Source organism: Halalkalibaculum roseum (assembly GCF_011059145.1).
GTDB lineage: Bacteria > Bacteroidota > Rhodothermia > Balneolales > Balneolaceae > Halalkalibaculum > Halalkalibaculum roseum.
In genome coordinates this window covers 741,153-762,026 of sequence record NZ_JAALLT010000004.1, presented here as the reverse complement: position 1 = coordinate 762,026, position 20,874 = coordinate 741,153, and the positions used below count along the sequence as shown (strand labels likewise).

The window sequence follows — 20,874 nt, the reverse complement described above, 5'->3', positions numbered from 1 at the left end:
ACAAATAAACTCACTTATGTCTTTGTCACCCCACACATTTTCTATTCCCGTCATGGGAACCGGCCATTCTATTGATTCACCCATACGAGTCGGTCCATATGGCATAAATTCTGTTATTTCAATTGTTGATGACTTGCTCATCGAACGCATCCGCAAACATTATTGCCAAAAGTTTGACTTTCCTTATTCCAACATCGCAAGAAATGCGGAAGACGGTCGCGCCCGCAGAATAACCGCTTATCTCAACCTGGTGCAGCAGGTCGTAGAGCAAACCTTCGAATCGATTAAAAATCAGCCCTTTTTCGAAAAGAATGAGAAGGCGAAATACTTTGAATTGCTACCCGATGGCAGCACGCTGAAAAACAAATACAGGCAGCTGATGCAAACCAAGGAGAATGCCCTGCGCGATCGTCTGACAAAAGAACTGAACAAATTGATGCAACCCGGTTCTATCGATGTAAATATTATGGCAAAAGTAGATGGGCTGAACTACGATAAAGATCAAAAGCCGATGAGTTCCGAGTTCAGTGATGCCAGTGCCGCACTTAGGGGTTATGCCAACAGTGTACTCTCTTCAAGCCTGGTGCTTTCAGCCGGTTTCAATCCAAGGCTTTATAATTATTTAAGTGAATTCAAGGATTTCTATCGCGACGCCGGTGGTAGGATCAAGAAGAAAATTATTCTCAAGGTGAGTGATTTTCGCTCAGCGCTAATTCAGGGAAAATACCTGGCAAAAAAAGGTCTTGAAGTATTTGAGTATCGCATTGAATCAGGACTCAATTGTGGGGGACATGCCTTTGCATCCGACGGGTATTTGCTCCCATCACTCCTGAAAGAGTTCCGTGAAAAACGTGACATGCTGAGTTCAGCTATTAGACCGCTTATTGAGAGTTACTATGAAGATAAGCAGGGTGAGTTTCCTTCCGGCTGGGAAGTCACCGAACCGCGCCTGACCGTTCAGGGCGGCATAGGTACCTCGGGAGAAGCAGAACGATTGCTCAACGATTTTGAAATGGATGCCACCGGATGGGGGAGTCCCTTCCTGCTGGTTCCGGAAGCCACCACGGTGGATAAGAAGACACGAAACCTGCTTGAAGGTGCAAAGGAAGAGGATCTGTACCTGAGCGGTGTTTCACCCTTAGGCGTGCCTTTTAATAATATAAAGGGTACGGGTTCGGAACACTGGCACCGGGAACGCATCGATAAAGATAAACCCGGCTCTCCGTGCCCCAAAGGCTTTCTGGAATCGAATACTGAGTTCACAGAAAACCCTATATGCACGGCTTCCAATCAGTATCAACTGCTGAAAATCGACCAGATCAACCAACAAAATATTGCGGAAGCTGAAAAAGAGCTAATGCGAGCCAAGGTCCTTGAGAAATCATGCCTTTGCGATCACCTGGGCAACGGTGCCCTGATTGACCTTGAGATACTTGAAGAACATCGTGCCCCGCAGGCAATCTGTCCCGGTCCCAACATCGCCTGGTTCGACAGGGAATACAGCCTGCGAGAAATGATTGATCATATTTACGGTCGCGGTAACTCTCTGGTTCCCCCACAACGTCCCCATATGTTTGCCAAAGAAATGGTAATGTATGTGGACTATCTGGAGGATTTGATGTCCGAAAGTGAAGGCTCCGGTGGTGATCGTAAAAAGTTTGACCGTTTCAGAAAAAACCTGGAAGAGGGTATGGAATACTGCCTTGAAATTGCGAAGTCAGATTCCTATAAAGACGAAAACATCACTTCCATTTCAAGTACTGTTGAAAAGCAAAAGATACGCCTGCAAAAAATGTTTAATGAGCTGGAAAACGAACAGTGTGTAGCAACCCGGAACTGATAATATTTCGGCAATATTAAAAGCCCCGGGTATCAGCATTAATTGTCCCGGGCTTCAGTTTTAGTTGCCCCGGGCTTTAGCCCGGGGAATCGGGATAATGCTTTTGAAAAGCTGCGCCAAACCCAATCCAAAGGCAAAAACAAGCCGAAGGTTTAACATTGATTCTCGAACAAATTGCACCGGCGGGTTAATTTTTAACAACGAGAAAATTAGAGGATATCATTTATGAAATCGGATGAAAGAAAACGATCCTGGGCCGAACCCTATAAAATCAAAATGGTTGAGCCCGTACGAATGATTAGCAGGGAAGAGCGGCAAGAGGCCATCGAGGAGGCCGGATACAATACCTTCCTGCTGCGATCCCGTGATGTGTATATTGACCTGCTGACCGACAGCGGTACTTCTGCCATGAGCGACCGGCAATGGGCCGGTATGATGCTGGGCGACGAAGCTTATGCAGGCAGTGAGAATTTCTATCACCTGGAAGAGGCCATCCAAAAATTTTATGGGTATAAGCATGTGGTTCCGACCCACCAGGGAAGAGGTGCCGAACATATCATATCGCAACTGATGATTAAAGAGGGCGATTTTGTGCCCGGAAATATGTATTTCACCACCACCAAGCTACACCAGGAGCTGGCCGGGGGCACCTTTGTGGATGTGATCATCGACGAGGCCCACGACCCTGAAAACGAGCATCCCTTCAAGGCAAATGTAGACCTCGAAAAGCTGGAAAGACTCATCGAAGAGAAGGGAGCCGACCGCATACCCTATGTGTCCATTGCCACATCGGTGAATATGGCAGGGGGACAGCCGATATCTCTTGGAAATCTCAAGAAAGTCAGGGAGCTCACCGACAAGTATGATATCCCCATCATCCACGATATGACCCGCGTAGCTGAAAACGCCTATTTCATAAAACAGCGTGAGCCGGGCTATGAAGATGTACCCATTAAAGATATTGTCCATGAAATCTGCTCACTTACCGATGGGGCCACAATGAGTGCAAAAAAAGACGCACTGGTTAATATCGGGGGCTTCCTTGCCCTTAATGATGAAGAGCTATTCAAACTGGCTCAAAACATGGTCGTAGTTTATGAGGGCCTTCATACCTATGGTGGCATGGCCGGACGTGATATGGAAGCACTTGCTATCGGCATCACCGAATCTGTTGAGGAGAATCATATCAGAGCCCGGGTCGGACAAGTTCAATACCTGGGAGAAAAATTGCTGGATATGGGTGTCCCGATCGTCAAACCCATTGGGAGTCACGGTGTTTTTCTTAATGCAAGGAAAATTCTGCCCCATCTTAGTCAGGATGAACTTCCGGCTCAGACCCTGGCTGCCGCGCTGTATGTAGATTCGGGTGTGCGCAGCATGGAGCGGGGCGTGGTTTCTGCCGGGAGGAACCACGAAACCGGCGAGCATAACTATCCCGAACTGGAACTGGTGCGCCTCACCATACCCAGAAGGGTCTACACCCAGGCGCATATGGATGTAGTGGCCGAATCGGTTGAAGCCGTATATAAAAACAGGGAAGAGATCACCGGACTGGAGTTTGACTACGAACCCGAGTACCTGCGATTCTTTCAGTCACGCTTTAAAAAACGATAAATTTACCACTAAGACACTAACTGTCTAAGTGCCTTAGTGGTAATAAACTTATCCCTGGTCCAGCTCAATAATTCTGCCCGGCGTCCAGGGGGCGTTCAGTTCGTTAAGCTGACGATCGATGGAGGGTACCTGTCGATTTATGATATCACGAAGCGACTGAAGCACCGGTTTCAACTCCTTCTCTGCAATAGCTTTAACGCGCCGGGAGGTTTCTGTAGGATCTGAGGTAGAAGACATCCCGGAAGCAATAGCTGTATTGATACGACTATTCAGTGAGGGTGCCTGCTGCATCTCAAGCTGATCCGCAATGCGATCACCGAACATGACTTTGCGAATCGCTTCCAGATCATCCTCCATACCGGTAATTTTCTCAGCCAGGTCTGCTGGAGCATCCACGGCTTTCAGAGCTGCATTGTAATAACTAAGCCTGTTGTTTAGCTCGTTGTAAGCGCTGCGTGCACTGTTGGCTGACTTCGACAAATCCATAAGCTCCTTGTGATAGGCAAGCATCTCATCGGGATTCTCAGCCGGTAGTGTCACGTTGCCCAAACTTTGAACCTCAAAAGAGACTGGTCCGGCCAGTTGGGTAATGGCGCCGTCCACACTTTTACTGAGCTCAACCGAGTACGAACCCGGCAGCACCATGATGCCTGAATCCAATTCCTCCGAAGGATCGGCATCACTATCACTGATTTCATCAACTTTGGGAAACTTCAGATCCCAGTAGATACGGTTGATGCCGGACTTGGGTGAGGAAGTAAGCTCCCTGACAATCTCGCCGTTTGAATCACGGACGGTAAATATCAGGAAGGGCTTCTCTTCTTCAGCTTCCGCTTTCAGTTGCTCATAGGATGGATAATAAACCGTTTCACCTGCTTCTCGCCTTTCTTTCTCTTCGGCTTCTCTCTGTTCTTTCATCGTTTTGATATCCTCTTTCAGATACCAGGTGAACGCGGCACCGAATTCAGGATTTTCTCCCATAAAGTAGTCTTCCCCCTGGAATCCCTTAGGACCCAGCCAGGAAATGGTTTCACTGGCAGCTATCCTGCTGTAAGGTATATACTGGTAAGCCTGTCGCACCGAAAAAAGATGTGCTTCAGCATCCTGTATCTCGCGGCTGAACTCACGCAAAGCCGAATAGTCATCCATCACATAGAAACCGCGTCCGAAGGTGGCTAGAACAAGGTCGTTTTCTCTTTTTTGGATTTCAATATCACGAACCGCAATGGTGGGTAATCCTTTATCCAGCTCTTTCCAATAGTTGCCTCCATCCACAGAAACAAAGGCCCCAAATTCGGTACCTACAAACAGCAGGCTCGGCTCCTCGAAATCTTCAGCAATAGCATAGACTGAACCCCTCTCCGGCAAGTTATTTACAATAGGCTGCCATGAGCGTCCGAGGTTGGTACTCTTCAACAGGTAAGGCTTGAAATCACCATTCTTATGATTGTTGAATGCTGCATAGAGCATGTTACGATTATGCTCAGAAGCGACAATTTCATTTACATATACCATATCGGGAACCCCGGGGAATTTTTCGATCTTTCGCCAGTTTTCTCCGGTATCTTCGCTTATGTGAATCAACCCGTCATCGGTGCCGGCAAATAGCAGATTCTCGTCCAGTGGCGACTCGGCAAGTGCTACAATATTCCCGTATTCGGTAGTAGATGCATTTTTTGCGATGGCATCCATAGGCCAGACTTTGCCCATCACTTCCAGCCGGTTACGATCGATCTGTCGTGTGAGGTCACCGCTCAATTCTCTCCAACTTTGACCCATATCATCACTTCGCAGTACCCGATCGGAACCGAAGTAAAGTCGCTTGTGGTCATGAACGCTCACGAAGAAAGGAGAGTCCCAGTTCCAGTTGTAATCGTAGTCGCCCTCCGGTGCCTGTGGTTTGATATCCTGCATCTCTCCGCTCTTCTTATCAAAACGGAACAGGTTTCCATACTGGTACTGGGCATATACAATATCCGGGTTGGTCGGATCCACATGCGGTTCAAAACCGTCACCCAGTACCGTTACAAACCATTCGTCATCATTTATTCCGGTAGTGGCATTGGTACGTGAGGGACCACCAAGGGTAAAGTTATCCTGAGTACCACCGTATACATTGTAGAAGGGTTCGTCATTGTCCACTGCCAACTTGTAAAACTGGGTGACCGGCAAATTGGTGAAGAAACGCCATGTTTTACCGCGGTCGTAGGATTCATAGACACCTCCGTCATTGCCGTTTAGAAGGTGCGACGGGTTGGTTGGATCTATCCAGAGTGCGTGATTATCTATATGCTTGTTTCGCTCTCCTACATTTTCAAAGGACTTACCGCCGTCTTCCGAAACCCCGGCAAAGGTATTCATAACATATACCAGGTCAGTATCAACAGGGTCAGCCACCACTTCCTGGTAATAGTTTCCGCTGGAGGAATAATCACTGCGTCGCTCCCAGGATTCACCACGATCGGTGGAACGGTAAAATCCGCTTTTATCATCCTGCGCCTCTACAATAGCATATACTACATCCGGATTTGCAGGAGAAATGTCGAGTCCTATGCGACCTATATCGCCGCTCGGCATGCCTTTCATTATTTTTTTCCAGGTCACACCGGCATCTGATGACTTATATATCGCTGACTCAGGTCCGCCGCTGATGTAGGTGAATACATGCCTCCTTCGCTGATGGGCGGTAGCATAAAGCACATCAGGATTACGCGGGTCCATATGCACCTCGTTGATACCGGTATGCTCGCTGATTTCCAGGATATTCTCCCAGGTTTCTCCGCCGTCGGTCGTTTTATACAAACCGCGATCACCTCCGGCACTCCAAAGCGGACCTGTAGCCGCGACATATACGACATCCGAATTTCGGGGGTCGATTTCAATCATCCCTATATGCTCGGAATTTTTTAATCCCATATGGCTCCAGCTCTTACCGCCGTCTATGCTTTTATAGACTCCATCCCCGTAAGCTACACTACGCTGGTTGTTATTCTCTCCGGTACCGACCCAAACTACATTACGATTATTGGGATCCATGGCAACAAAGCCGATAGAATAGGATCCTTCACTGTCAAAAACCGGCTCCAGTATCACTCCGCCATTGGTCGTCTTCCAGACTCCGCCGGAGGAAGTAGCAACATAAAACTCACTGTGGTCATTGGGATTTACTGCAAAATCTGAAATTCTTCCCGAGGTGAAGGCCGGGCCGATGCTTCTGAATGCCAGGCTGTTCCATGCAGTCTCATATCGTGGATCGGACGGCTTGTCATCTGATTTTTGCGCTAAAGAAATGGAAGTGAGAGCCATCAAAAAGCATAAGGCGCCCAAATGAATGAAAGTTTTCATGTTGTATCCCTATTTGGTTAGTAAAGTGCCGGCAGATTACGCAATTACTCCGATAGATTCTAGGAGAATTGGTACACCACTAAGTTCAATTAGTGACCCAGCGGTAACATTCGGGCCGAGAAGTGACGCAGTACATCCGGCCCTGAAGCGATTTTATAGCCACCCAGCTGCTCACGCTGTTCATAAGCATTGATAATCACCTCCGCCAGGTAATCGACGTGACTTTGGGTATACACGCGCCGGGGAAATGCCAGGCGAACCAGCTCCATGGATGCCGGTTTCTCCGATCCGCCGGGCTGTTTGCCGAACATCACCGATCCGATCTCCACTCCGCGAACACCTCCCAGCCGGTAGAGAGCGTTATTGAATGACCATGCAGGATATTCCAGGGGCGGTACGTGAGACAGAATCTCCTTGGCATCCAGGTATACGGCATGACCGCCTGTAGGCTTCACAATTGGTACACCGGCCCTGCTCAGCTTGTCGCCCAGATAGGCAATGGATCGTATGCGATAGCGAAGATAGTCTTCATTGAGTGCTTCAAAAAGTCCGATAGCAACCGCTTCCATATCATAGCCGGCCATCCCGCCGTAGGTTGGGAAGCCTTCTGTCAATATCTCAAGGTTCCGGCACTTTTCGGCTAATTCATCGCTGTTCATGGCCAGAAATCCGCCGATATTCGACATACCGTCTTTCTTGGCACTCATAGTACACCCATCGGCATAGCTGAACATTTCACGTGCAATTTCTATCGGCTCTTTATCTTCATACCCATCCTCCCTCGTCTTAATGAACCAGGCATTTTCTGCAAAACGGCAGGCATCAATGAAAAATGGTATGTCATGCTTTTTTGCAATTTCCGAAACCGCCCGGATGTTTTCCATGCTCACCGGTTGACCGCCACCCGAATTGTTGGTTACCGTAATCATGATTACCGGAATGCGATCCGTGCCGACCTCCTCAATGGTCTGCTCCAGTTTTGCAAGGTCCATATTTCCTTTAAAAGGATGGGTATTACGTGGTTGCTTCCCCTCCTCAATAACCAGGTCACGGGCTTCTGCTCCGCTGTGTTCTACATGGGCACGGGTGGTATCAAAATGAGTATTACTGGGCACTACATCACCCTTTCCGGCAATAGTGGTAAAAAGGATATTTTCCGCGGCTCGGCCTTGGTGTGTGGGAATTACGTGCTTGAAAGCTGTAATTTCCTGCACAGCGTTTTCCAGGCGGTAGAAGGAAGAAGATCCGGCGTAGGATTCATCACTTGAAATGATCCCTGCCCATTGGCCGGAAGACATGGCTCCGGTACCGCTGTCCGTCAACAAATCGATCAGCACATCTTTGGCTTTTAGCAGGAAAGGGTTGTAGCCTGCTTCCGCCAGAAGCTCTTTTCGTTCATCCATAGTGGTAAATCGAATGGCTTCCACCGAGCGAATGCGAAATGGTTCAATGATCGTGTTTGTCCTAAATTCTTCAAGATCCATACACTGCAAATACTGATTAATATTACGGTTATAAAATTCCGGATTTTGACCTTTGACAAATATTGAAAACAACGCTACCATATAATAAGATAAATTACTCTTAATTCCGTAATCGAATATATGCTCGATCCATTTTTCAAGCCTAAGGGAGTCGCTGTGATAGGGGCTTCGAGAGACCCTCATAAACTGGGACACGGTGTGGTTCGTAATCTAAAAGAATACCGCTACCAGGGGCCGATTTACCCTGTCAACAAAAGAGCATCAGAAATACTGGGCGAACAGTGCTTTGCCTCCATATCTGATGTGCCCGACCCCGTTGATCTGGCCGTCATCATTGTACCCTCTAAAGCTGTGCCCGACACCCTAAAGGAGTGTGGCAATCGCGGAATCAGGTATTCCATTGTTGTAAGCGGGGGCTTCAGCGAAACGGGAGAAGAGGGAAGAAAGCTGGAAGAGGAACTGAAGAGCGTTGCCGATGAGATGAATATCAACGTCATCGGTCCAAACTGTATCGGTACCATTGATACCCATACCCCGGTGAATACCACGTTCGTCACCGGGATGCCGGAACCGGGAGAAATCGGCTTTAGTTCCCAGTCGGGGGCTATGGTGGCAGCCGTCATCGACTGGGCCCGGGGAGCCGGCGTAGGATTTTCACGTATTGTTAGCTTAGGAAATCAGGCAGGAATCAACGAGACACAGATGATTGAGGCGCTGTGCGACGACAGCCAGACTGAAGTCATTACCGCTTATATCGAAGGAGTCTCAGACGGAACGGCTTTTCTTGATTCGGCCGAAAGAGCATCCCTTAAAAAACCTTTTGTAGCCTTGAAAGGAGGACGAGGCGAAAGCGGCGCCAAAGCCGTAGCCTCCCACACCGGCGCACTTGCCGGAAGCGCCGAAGCCTATGAAGCAGCTTTTAAACGAAGCGGCGTGCTACAGGCAGGAACCATGGAAGAGATGTTCGACTGGGCGCGCGCCCTGGCTTGGCAGCCCCTGCCGGAGGGCAATAAAGTGGCCGTGCTAACCAACGCGGGTGGGCCGGCTATTCTCGCTGTGGATGCCCTGGAAAAGGCCGGACTGGAAATGGCTGAGCTGTCAAAAGAAACCAAGGAGTATCTCAGGTCACGACTCCCCAAGGCTGCCAGCGTCAGCAATCCCGTGGATGTATTGGCCGGTTCAGGCCCCGGCACATACGCCGTGGCCCTTGATGCCCTGCTGACCGATGAACATGTCGATGCACTGGTAGTTATTCAGGCGCCGCAGGACTGGTTTTTGCCGGCCAGTCTGGCCGAGGTTGTAGGTGAAGTAGCGGGAGTTCATGACAAACCGGTCATAGCTTCAATAATGGGTAAGGCCTCAGTGGATGAAGCCCTTAGTATTCTGCACAAGCGCAAGATTCCTAATGTCGCTTTTCCGGAACGGGTTGCCTCCATTCTCGCGGCCATGCTGCAAAGAAAGGAGTGGTTAAGCACGGCACGGAATGAACCTGATTTGTTTGGAGTAGCAGATCGCAAAGCGATAAAGAGCTACGCTACCCGGGAAAACTGGCCCGAACTGCTGGAAGCATACGGAATCAGCCTGCCGCCTCAGGAAGAGGTATCCACGAAGGATGAAGCACTGAAATCGGCTGCAAAGATAGGCTATCCGGTAGTTTTAAAACTGATATCCGATACGGTGACCCACAAGACCGAAATAGGCGGAGTTAAGATGGGAATTGAGGATGAGGATGGATTGATCAGAGCCTGGAATGAGCTGGAAGATGCTGCTTCAAAGGCAAATACCGGAATGAAAGGCGCTCTTGTACAGAAAATGCTAAGTGGGGGTAGTGAAGTCATAATTGGAATCAGGCAGGATGAACAGTTCGGGCCGCTTGTTCTTTTTGGAACCGGTGGAACCGATGTTGAACTCCTTCATGATGTGGCAACCGGTATCGCCCCATTGAATAGCATGCAGGCCGAACAACTTGTGGACAAAACGGTGGCCGGGGCCAAACTCAAAGGATGGAGGAATCAGCCTGAAGGCGATCGTGAAACCGTATTGGAATACCTGATGCGGATGGCTCAGCTGGCTGATGAGTTGCCAAATATCAGTGAACTGGAAATAAATCCGCTCTATGTATTGCCTAAAGGCAAAGGAGCGTATGCCATAGATATTCGCGGTACTTACAGGGAAGAGTGACATTTGACGGCCTATCGAACAGTGGTGCCGGATTCGATATTGAACTCTTCAATAATTTCAGAATAACAAGAGGCTGTTAAGACGAATCACTCAAAACGATAATGCATTAGAATACCTTGTTAGTGATACTCAGAATATTCCCTTAACCGATAATAACTCCTGCCATGTATAAAACTGATGAATTTATTGATCGCTTGGTTGATTTGAACCCCCACCAGGAAGAGTTTCACCAGGCCGTAAGAGAGGTGCTCGAAGATATCATACCCTACATCGAAGATAAACCGGAATACGAAGAAGCAGCTATTCTTGAGCGCATGTGCGAGCCCGACCGTATCATAACTTTTCGGGTTACCTGGGTAGATGACAATAATAAAGTAAATGTAAATAGGGCATTTAGGGTGCAATTTAACAACAGCATTGGTCCCTATAAGGGCGGTCTCCGCTTTCACCCTTCGGTTAATCTGGGAATTCTGAAATTTTTAGGGTTTGAACAATCACTGAAGAATGCATTGACCACCTTGCCCCTAGGGGGAGCCAAAGGCGGTTCTGATTTTGATCCCAAAGGTAAGAGCGATGCCGAAATCTTCAGGTTTTGTCAGAGCATGATGAGTGAACTGCACCGGCACATCGGGGAGCATACCGACATTCCCGCCGGCGACATCGGCGTGGGGAAACGGGAAATTAGCTATCTCTTCGGTCAGTATAAGAAACTCAATAACCGTTTTACCGGTACTATCACGGGCAAAGGTGTCAATTTTGGAGGCAGCCTGATACGCACTGAGGCTACCGGCTATGGTTTGGTCTATTTTGTGACCCACATGCTGGATGACCTGGGTAGAGATCTGGAAGGAAAAGAAGTACTGGTATCCGGCAGCGGCAATGTGGCTATCTATGCTTGTGAAAAACTAATTGATTTGGGAGCCAGAATCATCACACTTTCCGACTCAGATGGTACGGTTCACGACAAAGATGGAGTTGACGAGGAAAAACTGGATTTCGTCAAGGAATTGAAGGAGGTGCGAAGAGGAAGAATTCGTGAATACGCAGAAGAGTACGGCTGCGAATATTATGAAGGCAAGAAACCATGGCATATTCCCTGTGATATCGCACTGCCCTGTGCTACCCAAAATGAAATAACCGGAAAGGACGCGCAAAACCTTCTGAATAGTAATGTGCAGCTGGTAGCTGAAGGAGCTAATATGCCCTGTACCGATAAGGCTACACAGCTCTTTCGCGAGGCGGATATCCCCTATGCACCGGGCAAAGCCTGCAATGCCGGGGGAGTGGCCGTTTCAGGTCTCGAAATCTCACAAAATGCTCTCGGCATACCTTGGTCAGCCGAAGAAGTAAACGACCGGTTGTTTGAAATAATGAAACGTATCCATGAAAAGTGTGTTGAACACGGTACAGGAGATAACGGCAAACTCGACTACGTAAAAGGAGCTAATATCGCGGGCTTCAAAAAAGTAGCGGAAGCTATGCTCGACTATGGACCGATTTAATTTTGCCACTTAGTTTTTCGCATTTACCTATAAAAATAGAGTCTGTCTTCCTTTGATTATTTCAGGTTTTTATTCGCGCTCATTTGACCTCTAAGTTGTTGACTTGCAAGGCATTTCTTATTTTAAGGGATGGAAAAGGGATTACTCTGAGTTTTTCCCCAGACCGCAGTAGAAACATGCAGTAATAATTAAAGAGGAAGTTTATGCCGAAGTGTGAGATTTACAAAGATGTGAAGGACGAATGGAGATGGAGACTAACGTCTAAAAACGGTGATATTGAAGACTACTCCAAGCAAGGCTTTGAAACTCGCGAAGAATGTGAGAAGGACGGCAAAGAAAATGGAAGCTGCACCAGCTACAAAAGAGTTTAACCAGCTAAACGATTAGCGGTAAGGTATACAAATAGGGTTCAATTGACCCGCCTACCCGTTTCCGCCGTATTTCTTGAGTAATTCTTCAATTCTGGCCTTCTTATCGCTTTCAGAGGTTTTGGTTTTAATGATAATAACGCCATTGCTGCCTCTGAGTCCGTATCGGGACCCGGCCTCGGACCCCTTCAGAACCTCTATATTCTCAATATCGTTGACGTCAACTATAGCATTGACGACCGAATAGCTCCTGCCTACTTGCTGTCTGTTAACAACAAATAGGGGTCTATTGGTACCGCTGATAGATTGAGAGCCTCTGATATTGATCGAAATATTATCGCCGGAACCCTGAATATACACTCCGGGGACACGACTCAGGTAATCGGCTAGTGTGATGGCATTGTCGTTTACCGTCACAACAGATTTTGAGTCTGGCTGTTCACTGCTTTGGGCTGTTTTTTCCGAAGAGGCGCATCCCTGAAAAAGAGAGAGTAATAGAACAAGTACTGCCGCAGGTTTGAGATTTTGTTTTGCCATAGCAAATATTGTTTCTTGAATACTTCTTACTTCTTAGTGTAATAAAGTGATTTAATTATACATTAACCGCAAAATATCCGGTATGTGGCATGTAAATAGGATAACGGGGTAGAGGAACTGTTATTGAGTGACGACCGGACATTTTAGCTTTCAGATTCCTTATATTCGTATTTTCAATTGTACCAAATTCAAGTGATTGTATGAACATCGATAAATGGGGCGAATTTACGCTTTCATCAGGTGAAAAAGCAGATTTCTTTCGGCTTGGCGACTTAAGACTTTGGCTTAAATATAAGGATGAAGAGATCTGGATCGGACATCAATATGCCGGTCATGCAGACTCTAAAGAAGCATTAGATTCTCCTCCTGAAGATCTTGAGTGGGCACGCTGGGCGCCCAAAGAACCGGGCAATACTATAAAATTGATGCCGGTTTTCCCGGATTTGCCCCTGGTTGTAAATTCAGAATATCCACTGCGCGTCAATCCCGGCGCAAGCATTCAAATATTTACACGCATTCCGGTTTGGCTACGCATCAGCATCGGGAAGAATGATACAGTTTTGACCGAACTGCCTTCGATAAAACTCTCAAGAACATGGTTCGGGACCCCCATTGAGGGAGAACTCTGTTTTTGGGCCATCACCAAGGCACGACGCTCTCTCAGCAATGTGGAGAGAAAACCTCATATGGTTAGCTGCCCGATTCAAATCACTAACAAGACGGAAGAAGACCTTAACTTCGACAAATTCTGCTTTCGCGTTGAGCGACTGAAACTATTTGTGTATAACGAAGAATTATGGTCAGACGAGACCCGAATTGTGTACCAGGGCGAAGAGCAATATAGTGATATCAACATGAGCGGTCGACTTCCAAAAGGAATGGAAAATGCCAAGCTTATCAGTCCGCCCCGGAAACCGGAACATCGAAGCCTCGCGACCCGAACATTTAAAATGATATTTGACGAGTCTTTTCTGTTCGGTAAATAAAGCAATAACAGATCAACAGTAATCGGAGATATGGAAACCTATTTTTCGGAAGAGTTTTTACAGCTTTCTTTTAAGATTGCCCTGATCCTGATCATCACTATTCCCGTACTTTTTCTCCTGAGGGGGTGGGCACGGAACTTCTTTACCAAGAAATACGCACCGCATTATGGTATGCTGGCCGGGAAGCTGGTGTTTTATACCGGACTGATAATCCTGGTTGTAACCATTATGGGTCAGTTGGGAATCAGCCTCGCCCCGCTTCTGGGAGCGGCCGGTATTGTCGGTATTGCACTCGGTTTTGCTTCCCAAACCAGTGTATCAAATATTATCAGTGGACTGTTTCTCATTGCAGAGCAGCCTTTCAAGGTGGATGATATTATCACCGTAAATAATACCACCGGGGTAGTCATTTCCATTGACGTGCTTTCCGCAAAACTTCGAACCTTCGACAACCAATTCGTCCGCATCCCCAATGAAACACTCATTAAAACGGAAGTACGAAACCTTACCCGCTTTCCAATTCGTCGCTTCAACGCTAAAGTATCGGTCGCTTATAAGGAAGACATTTCAAAAGTGAAGGAAATCCTTATGGATGTCGCCGATAAAAACGAATTTGCTTTAAGCGAACCTAAGCCTATCATACTGTTCGATGCATTCGGCGCTTCTTCTATTGACCTGCTGTTCCTGGTATGGGCACCGGTATCTGAGTTCCTGCAGTTGAGAAACACGATTCAGGAAGACATCAAAGCCCGTTTTGACGAAGAGGGTATTGAAATACCCTTCCCTCATGTCTCTTTATACAGCGGCTCGGCATCAAAGGCTATACCGATTGAAATATCCGATACCGATAGCTCCGGTAGCGGTAAATTTAAAGGAAGAAATAAATGACACAGCCATCACCGGTTAAGGTTGATGCATGCTTTTACAAAGGATGAGCTTCTTCCTCTATAGAAATCAGCCGCTACCGGTACGGGGTGGATGTTAACTCCTTAATCCAATTTTGAAACTTCTCCCAGTACGCTATCTCCACGCTTTACATGAAAACCGGTAATTTCATTTGCCTGATTTCTGATATAGTGCAACTGCATCTGCTTGTCATCCTGAAGGTAAAACTTGTCTACATCGAATGGAACAAAGCGCATCCTTCCGTCAACCAAGAGGGTGCCATCATCAATCGTAATTTCCGGCTTATGCCCGGGCATCATACCTGAATCGCCGAATTCGAAGTCACCGAGATAGGTTTCGAGCTCAGTATCGTTCATCTCAAGTTTCTGTAATTCTACCATCTCATTTTCCGCCACTGTTTTGGCCCTGGCGGTGAAATTTCGACCGTCTGTCCATTGAAAACCATCTATCATTCCTGCTGAATCCTCACTAAACCGTAGCGTAAACGATTCGTTATCTATGTCAAAAAAGGAGTTCCGGTCATAGGGATAAAATTCCAACTCATTATCAAATAGCAGGTGATCATCTCTGACTTGTATCTCGAGTTGTTTGCCATTCATTTCTCCGTGAACTATTTCATAAAATCCCTCAAACCGGGAAAGCGCTTCTTCATCTAAGCTTATTGCTTTATAGGTTTTCCTTCCTGTCAAGTAACTGATAAATCGGTCGAATACCGGGGGTGCCCCGAAGTCATTATTTGCAAGTATGGCAACGGTATACCCCTTTTCCGGCAGGTAAAATATCTGGCTGCTTACACCGTAGAAACCTCCGGAATGCCCGACAAACCGTATACCGTCCATCGTGTAGCTCTGAAACCCAAGGGCATACCCGTCCCCATCCTCCTTTGTAAATTCTTCAAAGGTCTCACTATTTAGCAGGCTCTCATTTCTTAATGCCTTCATGAAGCGCAAAAGATCAGCTACCGTACTGTAAGCTCCACCCGCAGGCATTCCTCTGGCCGGACGCATATAACTGTTGGCCCTCAGACGGCCGTCCATTGGGACCCCGAATTCTGTCACTGCCTGTGAATCCGTGGTATAGCCCACAGCCATATTGCCGACGACAAGGTCATGTTCATAAAATCCGGTGTTGACCATTCCCAGGGGGTCGAAGACTTTCTCTCTTATGTACGTGTAAAAATCCACACCAGTGATTTTTTCAATAATTCGACCTAGTATCATGAAATTGGTGTTGGAATAGTGCATGGTCCCGACCTGTGATTCATTCACTTCCACGGTATTATAAAAGCGGTCATAATCCTCTAACTCTCTCAAACGGTACCGGTCCGTTTCCAGATAGCCGGGCTGCATGAAAAAATCACTAATGCCGCTGGTATGCGATAAGAGCTGTCGGATGGTGGTAGCTGCTCCTATTTCACTAATGGGAAAATCGCTGAAGTGATCCAAAATAGTATCATCCAGACCGATCTTTCCGTCCTCATAAAGCATGGCAATTCCTACCGCCGTAAACATCTTGGTGACGGATGCTATATCATATTTTGTGGAGTCGTTAACCGGAATATTCCAGCTTCGATTAGCCGTTCCTGTGGATCGTAAATAGACTAATTCATCATTTCTGGAAATGGCAACCGTCCCGCTGAACCGGCCCAGTTCGTTTCTGAATTCCAGGTATTCATCCATGGATGGCTCCCAACCCACCTGCTGGCTGCATGCCGGTTGAATGAAAATGAGGCAGAGTAGACATCCTATTAGAGTATGTTTTTTCATCATCTGTATATTTGTTACCGTTTCCTGGTTGCTTCAATACTTGAAAAATTTGTCAGCCAGGTTTGTCCTTGGTCATAAGATCTGTGCATTCTAAATGAGTAGCTGCTGTCTGTGATATTGAAATAGGTGAATCGCTCTCTGAAGGAGCCGTAATCATCATACCCTTCTCCTTCACCTGCCAGTATTTCATCCTTTCACCTTGCCCTTAAATCGGTATATCCTTCTTTTCCCGGCATGATCCAGACTATGACATAACCGGTCGTATCTTCAAGACAGCTTCGTATGCTGGTCCCGCGAAATATCACCTTCCCGTTGCTATTTAAACTCCTAAAATCATCCTGATTCGCTTTCCTATCCAGGATGTGGTAAGCAGTAGAAATGGCCTGCCCTTGTGCAAAACTACCATCACTCTGCAGGTCTCGCGTCACCAGATTCCATTCTCCTATAAAAAAATCTATTTGCTGTAGACACCCTGGCCCCGTTAAAAGACCCGGGGCATTTGCGGTAAAAAGAATCAAGAAGCTCAAATATAGTTGCATGCTCAGTTCAAAAATTATTTTCGACTTTACAAAATCTACATGCTTCTAAACCCATTTGCCCCTTGTTGAACTCTCATCTTTATAAGTTGAGAGTACTAACTGCTTTACTTGCTGTTTTTCCTTATCGTATTATCTCAATACACGGCAATCTTCAATGCTATTTGTTCTAACGGAGTATGGAACAGAACTTCTGGACCATTTTAATTACCTATGCCACGGTACAGTGCTTCATACTGGTGCCTATCCTTTTGGCAGTGCCGAAGGGATTCATTAACCAAAGAAAATGGCTGGCGGTTATTCTGATCCTTGTCGGACTTCTAAGCCTGAATTTTCTATTTGAGTATTTCAGGTGGTATTTAACGGTTCCGCATCTCATATGGGCTACCGCTCCGCTATGGTTTCTCGTAGGTCCCTCTATCTACTTTTTCAGCAGAAGTGCTGTACGGCAGTGGAACAATTACCGGTGGTACGACTATTTTCACCTGCTTCCATTTTTGGGGGCTGTTCTCTATATAGGCAGATTTTACCTGCTTAGCGGCAATGTAAAAATCGATACTCTGGAATCTTTCTATCAGTCGTACGGCAACGAGCCGGATTATTTCCTCTACGCTTTTTTAGGGTCCATTCTTATATACTCCATGTACTCTCTCAGGCTGTTTAACAAATATTTTGGGAAAGCAGAAAGGCAGTATTCCGACACCCGCATGGTTCAGACGAGATGGATACGATTACTATTGGTCGGATTTATAGGTTTTTTTCTAATCTCACTGGGTTATAATCTCCTACTGCTATTTGACTATGAGTACTTTATCCAAGCCGACTATATTACCTACCTCGTGTTGTCGCTGTTTATTCAAACCATGGGATTTGCAGCCATTCTAAAACCTGACTCTTTCTTCCTTACCCCGGTAGACTTTTCAGAAAAAGAAACGGAAGTTCAAGATGACCGAGAAGAACTTGCCGGAAAGTTTTCAATAGTCGAAGATTATATGGAAAACGAAAAACCCTATAAAAATCCTGAGCTTCGTCTTTCCGATTTAAGTCAGCAGTTGAATATGCCCGCCCATAAACTGTCCCATATCATAAATAAGATTGCCGATCAGAATTTCTTTGAATTTATAAATGCTTACCGTGTCAGAGAGGTGAAAAAGTGTCTGCATGAAACAAAGTATGAGCAACTCAGCCTGGAAGGGATTGCAAGGGATTGTGGCTTCAATAGCAGCGCCTCCTTTTACCGTGTCTTTAAGCAACACACCCGGATGACACCGGGCCAATTTATGGAGCACCATAACCTCAAATGAGAAAGGGCGAACCCATTTCCCATTTAACATTAACAATAATTCAAATTCTAATACGCCATGAAAGCCCAGAAATTATATCCATTTGTCCCCTCAGGTGACGATTACGAATTGGCAATCTCCTTTTTTGAGTCACTTGGCTTTACCAAAACATGGGGGGATGACCAATTATGCGGCCTTTCGATGGCTGGTGCATATTTTCTATTGCAGAATCATGAAAATATTGAGTGGCAGCAGAACCAGATGATAGTAATTGAGGTGGATGATTTGGATGCATATTGGGATATGATTTCAGAAAAGGATCTGGAGAAAACATTTAAGGGAGTGAAAATAAAAAAACCTACCGATTATCCATGGGGAAGGGAAGTTCATATCATCGACCCTGCCGGAGTTTGCTGGCACCTCCGTGCGGGTGAAGGGTAAAGGTGCCCTGAACTAGCTTTAGGAAACTTCCAAAGTTTCCTAAAGCTCTGTAGATCTCAGTGTCCCTCTGTGTCTCTCTGCTTAACTCTGTGTAATAGCCTGAATTGAATGAGAACTTTAAAACGGTAGCGGTTCACCACTGTTTTCTGTCAGATTCTTATGCAGCTTCCTGAGTCGCTTCGTCATGAGGCCCATCTCTCCGTTGCCAATGGTTCTTCCGTCGATTTCGATTGCCGGGGCCAATTCACCCATCGTACCGGTAGTAAAGCACTCATCCGCCGTATACATTTCAGTCATGCTTAACCGCTTCTCAGCTACCGGAATATCATTTTCAAGGCATAGATCAATCACCAGTTGTCTCGTAATACCGGGCAGGCAACTATCAGCAAAAGGCGTCAGAACCTTTCCGTCAAAAACAAAAAAGATATTGGTCGCATTAACCTCCGATACATAGCCTTCAATATCCATCATCACAGCGCCGTCCACTCCTGCCACATTGGCTTCTATTTTTGCCAGTATATTGTTGATGAGGTTGTTATGGTGGATCTTGGAGTCAATACACTGCGGCGGATTCCTTCGAATAGATGAGGTGATCAGCCTCAATCCTTTTTTCTCTTCGTGAATAGGCGGTTTCCATTCTGCCAGTACTATCAGTGTGGGACCGTATCGGTTTACCTTCGGATCCATGTACGAAGTCACTTTCTTCCCGCGGGTCAGTGTCAGGCGAATATGGGTCTCATCTTTCATTCCATTCGCTTTAAGCGTTTCAAATAACGCCTGTTTGATGGTATTATTGGAAGGCACATCCTCAAAAGCCAAGGCATGGGCAGAATTTTGGAGGCGCTCCAGGTGCTCATCCAGTGCAAAAATCTTCCCGTCATACACACGCAAGCCTTCCCAAACCGCATCTCCCCCCTGCACTACGCTGTCGAATACCGATATTTTAGCCTCTTCCCTGGGATAAAGATGATCTCCAATCCAAACCTTAATATCCTTGTTTCTCGCGTCGGGAAGTTCTATTTCGCCCTTTGTCATCTGTATTTTGAATTTGGTCCAATTAGCTGGTTATAGTAGATCTTCTAAAATAGAAAAAACTCATAGGAATAGTACTGGAAGCTGGATGCTGGAAAAATCGGGAGCATCCGCATATTCCGTGCTATCCGTGTTCTATATGGCTTTAATCGCATATTCAAACATCTTCTCATAGTAAAAACAACACTCCTCAAGCAATCCCTTCAGGTGGTCAGGCACCTCTTCATTCTTAGGTTTATAGGGGTCAAAACCGGTGGATTGATGCACGCTATCATACCAGTACTTTGCCCATACCCCGTCTTCAGGAATCGGACCTTTTCCCCAAGAAAGCATAGCCGGATCAAATACAATACCTACTCTTTTACAAGCTTCCGACAAAACCGGTTCGGGATTTAAAAGAAGCTCCCGGGCATCAATTACTACAGGTTCCGGGCCAAGCTCACCCTTTACATATGAGAATATTTCATACTGTTCTTTATAGGCTGTATCCCTCAGGGTTGGATTCGGTATGGTTTTGATGAAAGATGTCAACATCTCTTTGGGATCACGAATCAAAAAAATATGGGCAAATCCAGCGAGCAAATTCTTATCCAGCAAACTCATGTGATGAGCCATATTTTTAATAAAGAGTACCGGTTTATCAGCGGCTTCAGACAGAAGTTCTTCCAAAACCTTTTGCGGATCATGGTTTTGTGCTTTCAGCACCTCTTCCCGGCCCGGATGCTCTTTCCCCGTTTTATCCAGATAAAAGGCATAAAAAGGTTCATCAAATACCTTGGTATCCTCTCTTTGAGCGAAGGAATACATCAAGGCCGTTGAAATATTTCGCGGTCCCGAACAGAGGTTAATTCGTTTGGAGATCATTTCGATTACATCTCTGGGTTTGGCAACTATTTACTCATACTGTTAATTTTCTAAATCCAGCTGTCATTTAAATAGCTTAATAACGTATATTGAGCCGTCTGCATAAACGGCTCCATTTCAGTTACTTAGCTAACTGTGTACATTGCAGAAGACGGCTACATGATCTACAGAAATTTTAAACAGAATACC

The 20,874-nt window shown here is 46.4% G+C and carries 16 protein-coding genes; 9 read left to right on the top strand and 7 right to left on the bottom strand.

The window, feature by feature from the left end:
• Positions 1-16 precede the first annotated feature (16 nt).
• Both G3570_RS15170 and G3570_RS15165 read left to right on the top strand, forming a co-directional pair.
• Complete coding sequence (locus G3570_RS15170) at positions 17-1,840, top strand: hypothetical protein (RefSeq protein WP_165143673.1); 1,824 nt, start codon at positions 17-19, stop codon at positions 1,838-1,840.
• Between the two features lie 225 nt (positions 1,841-2,065).
• Positions 2,066-3,454, top strand: a complete 1,389-nt coding sequence (locus G3570_RS15165; RefSeq protein WP_165143672.1) for a tyrosine phenol-lyase — start codon at positions 2,066-2,068, stop codon at positions 3,452-3,454.
• Between the two features lie 48 nt (positions 3,455-3,502).
• On the opposite strand, the gene G3570_RS15160 is transcribed toward G3570_RS15165, so the two are convergent.
• Together G3570_RS15160 and G3570_RS15155 are read right to left on the bottom strand one after the other, a co-directional pair.
• On the bottom strand, positions 3,503-6,799 hold the full coding sequence (locus tag G3570_RS15160; RefSeq protein WP_165143671.1) for a WD40/YVTN/BNR-like repeat-containing protein: 3,297 nt from the start codon (positions 6,797-6,799) through the stop codon (positions 3,503-3,505).
• 89 nt (positions 6,800-6,888) lie between these two features.
• A complete protein-coding gene (locus tag G3570_RS15155; protein ID WP_165143670.1) occupies positions 6,889-8,283 on the bottom strand; it encodes a tryptophanase in 1,395 nt (464 codons plus the stop codon).
• A gap of 120 nt (positions 8,284-8,403) precedes the next feature.
• Here G3570_RS15155 and G3570_RS15150 point away from each other — a divergent pair, with 120 nt between their 5' ends.
• From G3570_RS15150 to G3570_RS15140, 3 genes are all read left to right on the top strand, one after another.
• A complete protein-coding gene (locus G3570_RS15150; protein WP_165143669.1) occupies positions 8,404-10,464 on the top strand; it encodes an acetate--CoA ligase family protein in 2,061 nt (686 codons plus the stop codon).
• Positions 10,465-10,628: 164 nt separating this feature from the next.
• Entirely contained in the window at positions 10,629-11,966 is a 1,338-nt protein-coding gene (gene gdhA / locus G3570_RS15145) for an NADP-specific glutamate dehydrogenase (protein ID WP_165143668.1), read from the top strand.
• 203 nt (positions 11,967-12,169) lie between these two features.
• The gene (locus G3570_RS15140; RefSeq protein WP_165143667.1) at positions 12,170-12,337 is read left to right on the top strand and encodes a YegP family protein; all 168 of its coding nucleotides are present in this window, start codon (positions 12,170-12,172) and stop codon (positions 12,335-12,337) included.
• Positions 12,338-12,388: 51 nt separating this feature from the next.
• Here the strand turns inward: G3570_RS15140 and G3570_RS15135 are convergent, their stop codons facing one another.
• Complete coding sequence (locus G3570_RS15135; RefSeq protein ID WP_165143666.1) at positions 12,389-12,871, bottom strand: TonB-dependent receptor plug domain-containing protein; 483 nt, start codon at positions 12,869-12,871, stop codon at positions 12,389-12,391.
• Between the two features lie 200 nt (positions 12,872-13,071).
• Between G3570_RS15135 and G3570_RS15130 the strand changes: the two genes are divergently transcribed.
• Both G3570_RS15130 and G3570_RS15125 read left to right on the top strand, forming a co-directional pair.
• Positions 13,072-13,857, top strand: coding sequence for a DUF432 domain-containing protein (locus G3570_RS15130; RefSeq protein WP_165143665.1), 786 nt, complete (start codon positions 13,072-13,074; stop codon positions 13,855-13,857).
• A gap of 30 nt (positions 13,858-13,887) precedes the next feature.
• Positions 13,888-14,745 carry a mechanosensitive ion channel family protein gene (locus G3570_RS15125; protein ID WP_165143664.1) on the top strand — a complete coding sequence of 286 codons (858 nt, stop codon included), beginning with the start codon at positions 13,888-13,890 and terminating at the stop codon, positions 14,743-14,745.
• 101 nt (positions 14,746-14,846) lie between these two features.
• Here G3570_RS15125 and G3570_RS15120 read toward each other — a convergent pair whose 3' ends face one another.
• The gene (locus G3570_RS15120; RefSeq protein WP_165143663.1) at positions 14,847-16,532 is read right to left on the bottom strand and encodes a serine hydrolase domain-containing protein; all 1,686 of its coding nucleotides are present in this window, start codon (positions 16,530-16,532) and stop codon (positions 14,847-14,849) included.
• Positions 16,533-16,723: 191 nt separating this feature from the next.
• Positions 16,724-17,068, bottom strand: a complete 345-nt coding sequence (locus G3570_RS15115; protein ID WP_165143662.1) for a hypothetical protein — start codon at positions 17,066-17,068, stop codon at positions 16,724-16,726.
• 176 nt (positions 17,069-17,244) lie between these two features.
• On the opposite strand from G3570_RS15115, the gene G3570_RS15110 reads away from it, so the two are divergent.
• Positions 17,245-18,369, top strand: a complete 1,125-nt coding sequence (locus G3570_RS15110) for a helix-turn-helix domain-containing protein (protein WP_165143661.1) — start codon at positions 17,245-17,247, stop codon at positions 18,367-18,369.
• A gap of 57 nt (positions 18,370-18,426) precedes the next feature.
• Positions 18,427-18,789, top strand: a complete 363-nt coding sequence (locus tag G3570_RS15105) for a VOC family protein (RefSeq protein WP_165143660.1) — start codon at positions 18,427-18,429, stop codon at positions 18,787-18,789.
• Between the two features lie 117 nt (positions 18,790-18,906).
• Here G3570_RS15105 and G3570_RS15100 read toward each other — a convergent pair whose 3' ends face one another.
• Together G3570_RS15100 and G3570_RS15095 are read right to left on the bottom strand one after the other, a co-directional pair.
• Complete coding sequence (locus G3570_RS15100) at positions 18,907-19,824, bottom strand: aminotransferase class IV (protein ID WP_165143659.1); 918 nt, start codon at positions 19,822-19,824, stop codon at positions 18,907-18,909.
• A 132-nt stretch (positions 19,825-19,956) separates the two neighbouring features.
• Positions 19,957-20,685 (bottom strand): sulfotransferase-like domain-containing protein, encoded by a 729-nt coding sequence (locus tag G3570_RS15095; protein ID WP_249067156.1) that lies wholly within the window; start codon positions 20,683-20,685, stop codon positions 19,957-19,959.
• Positions 20,686-20,874: the final 189 nt, after the last annotated feature.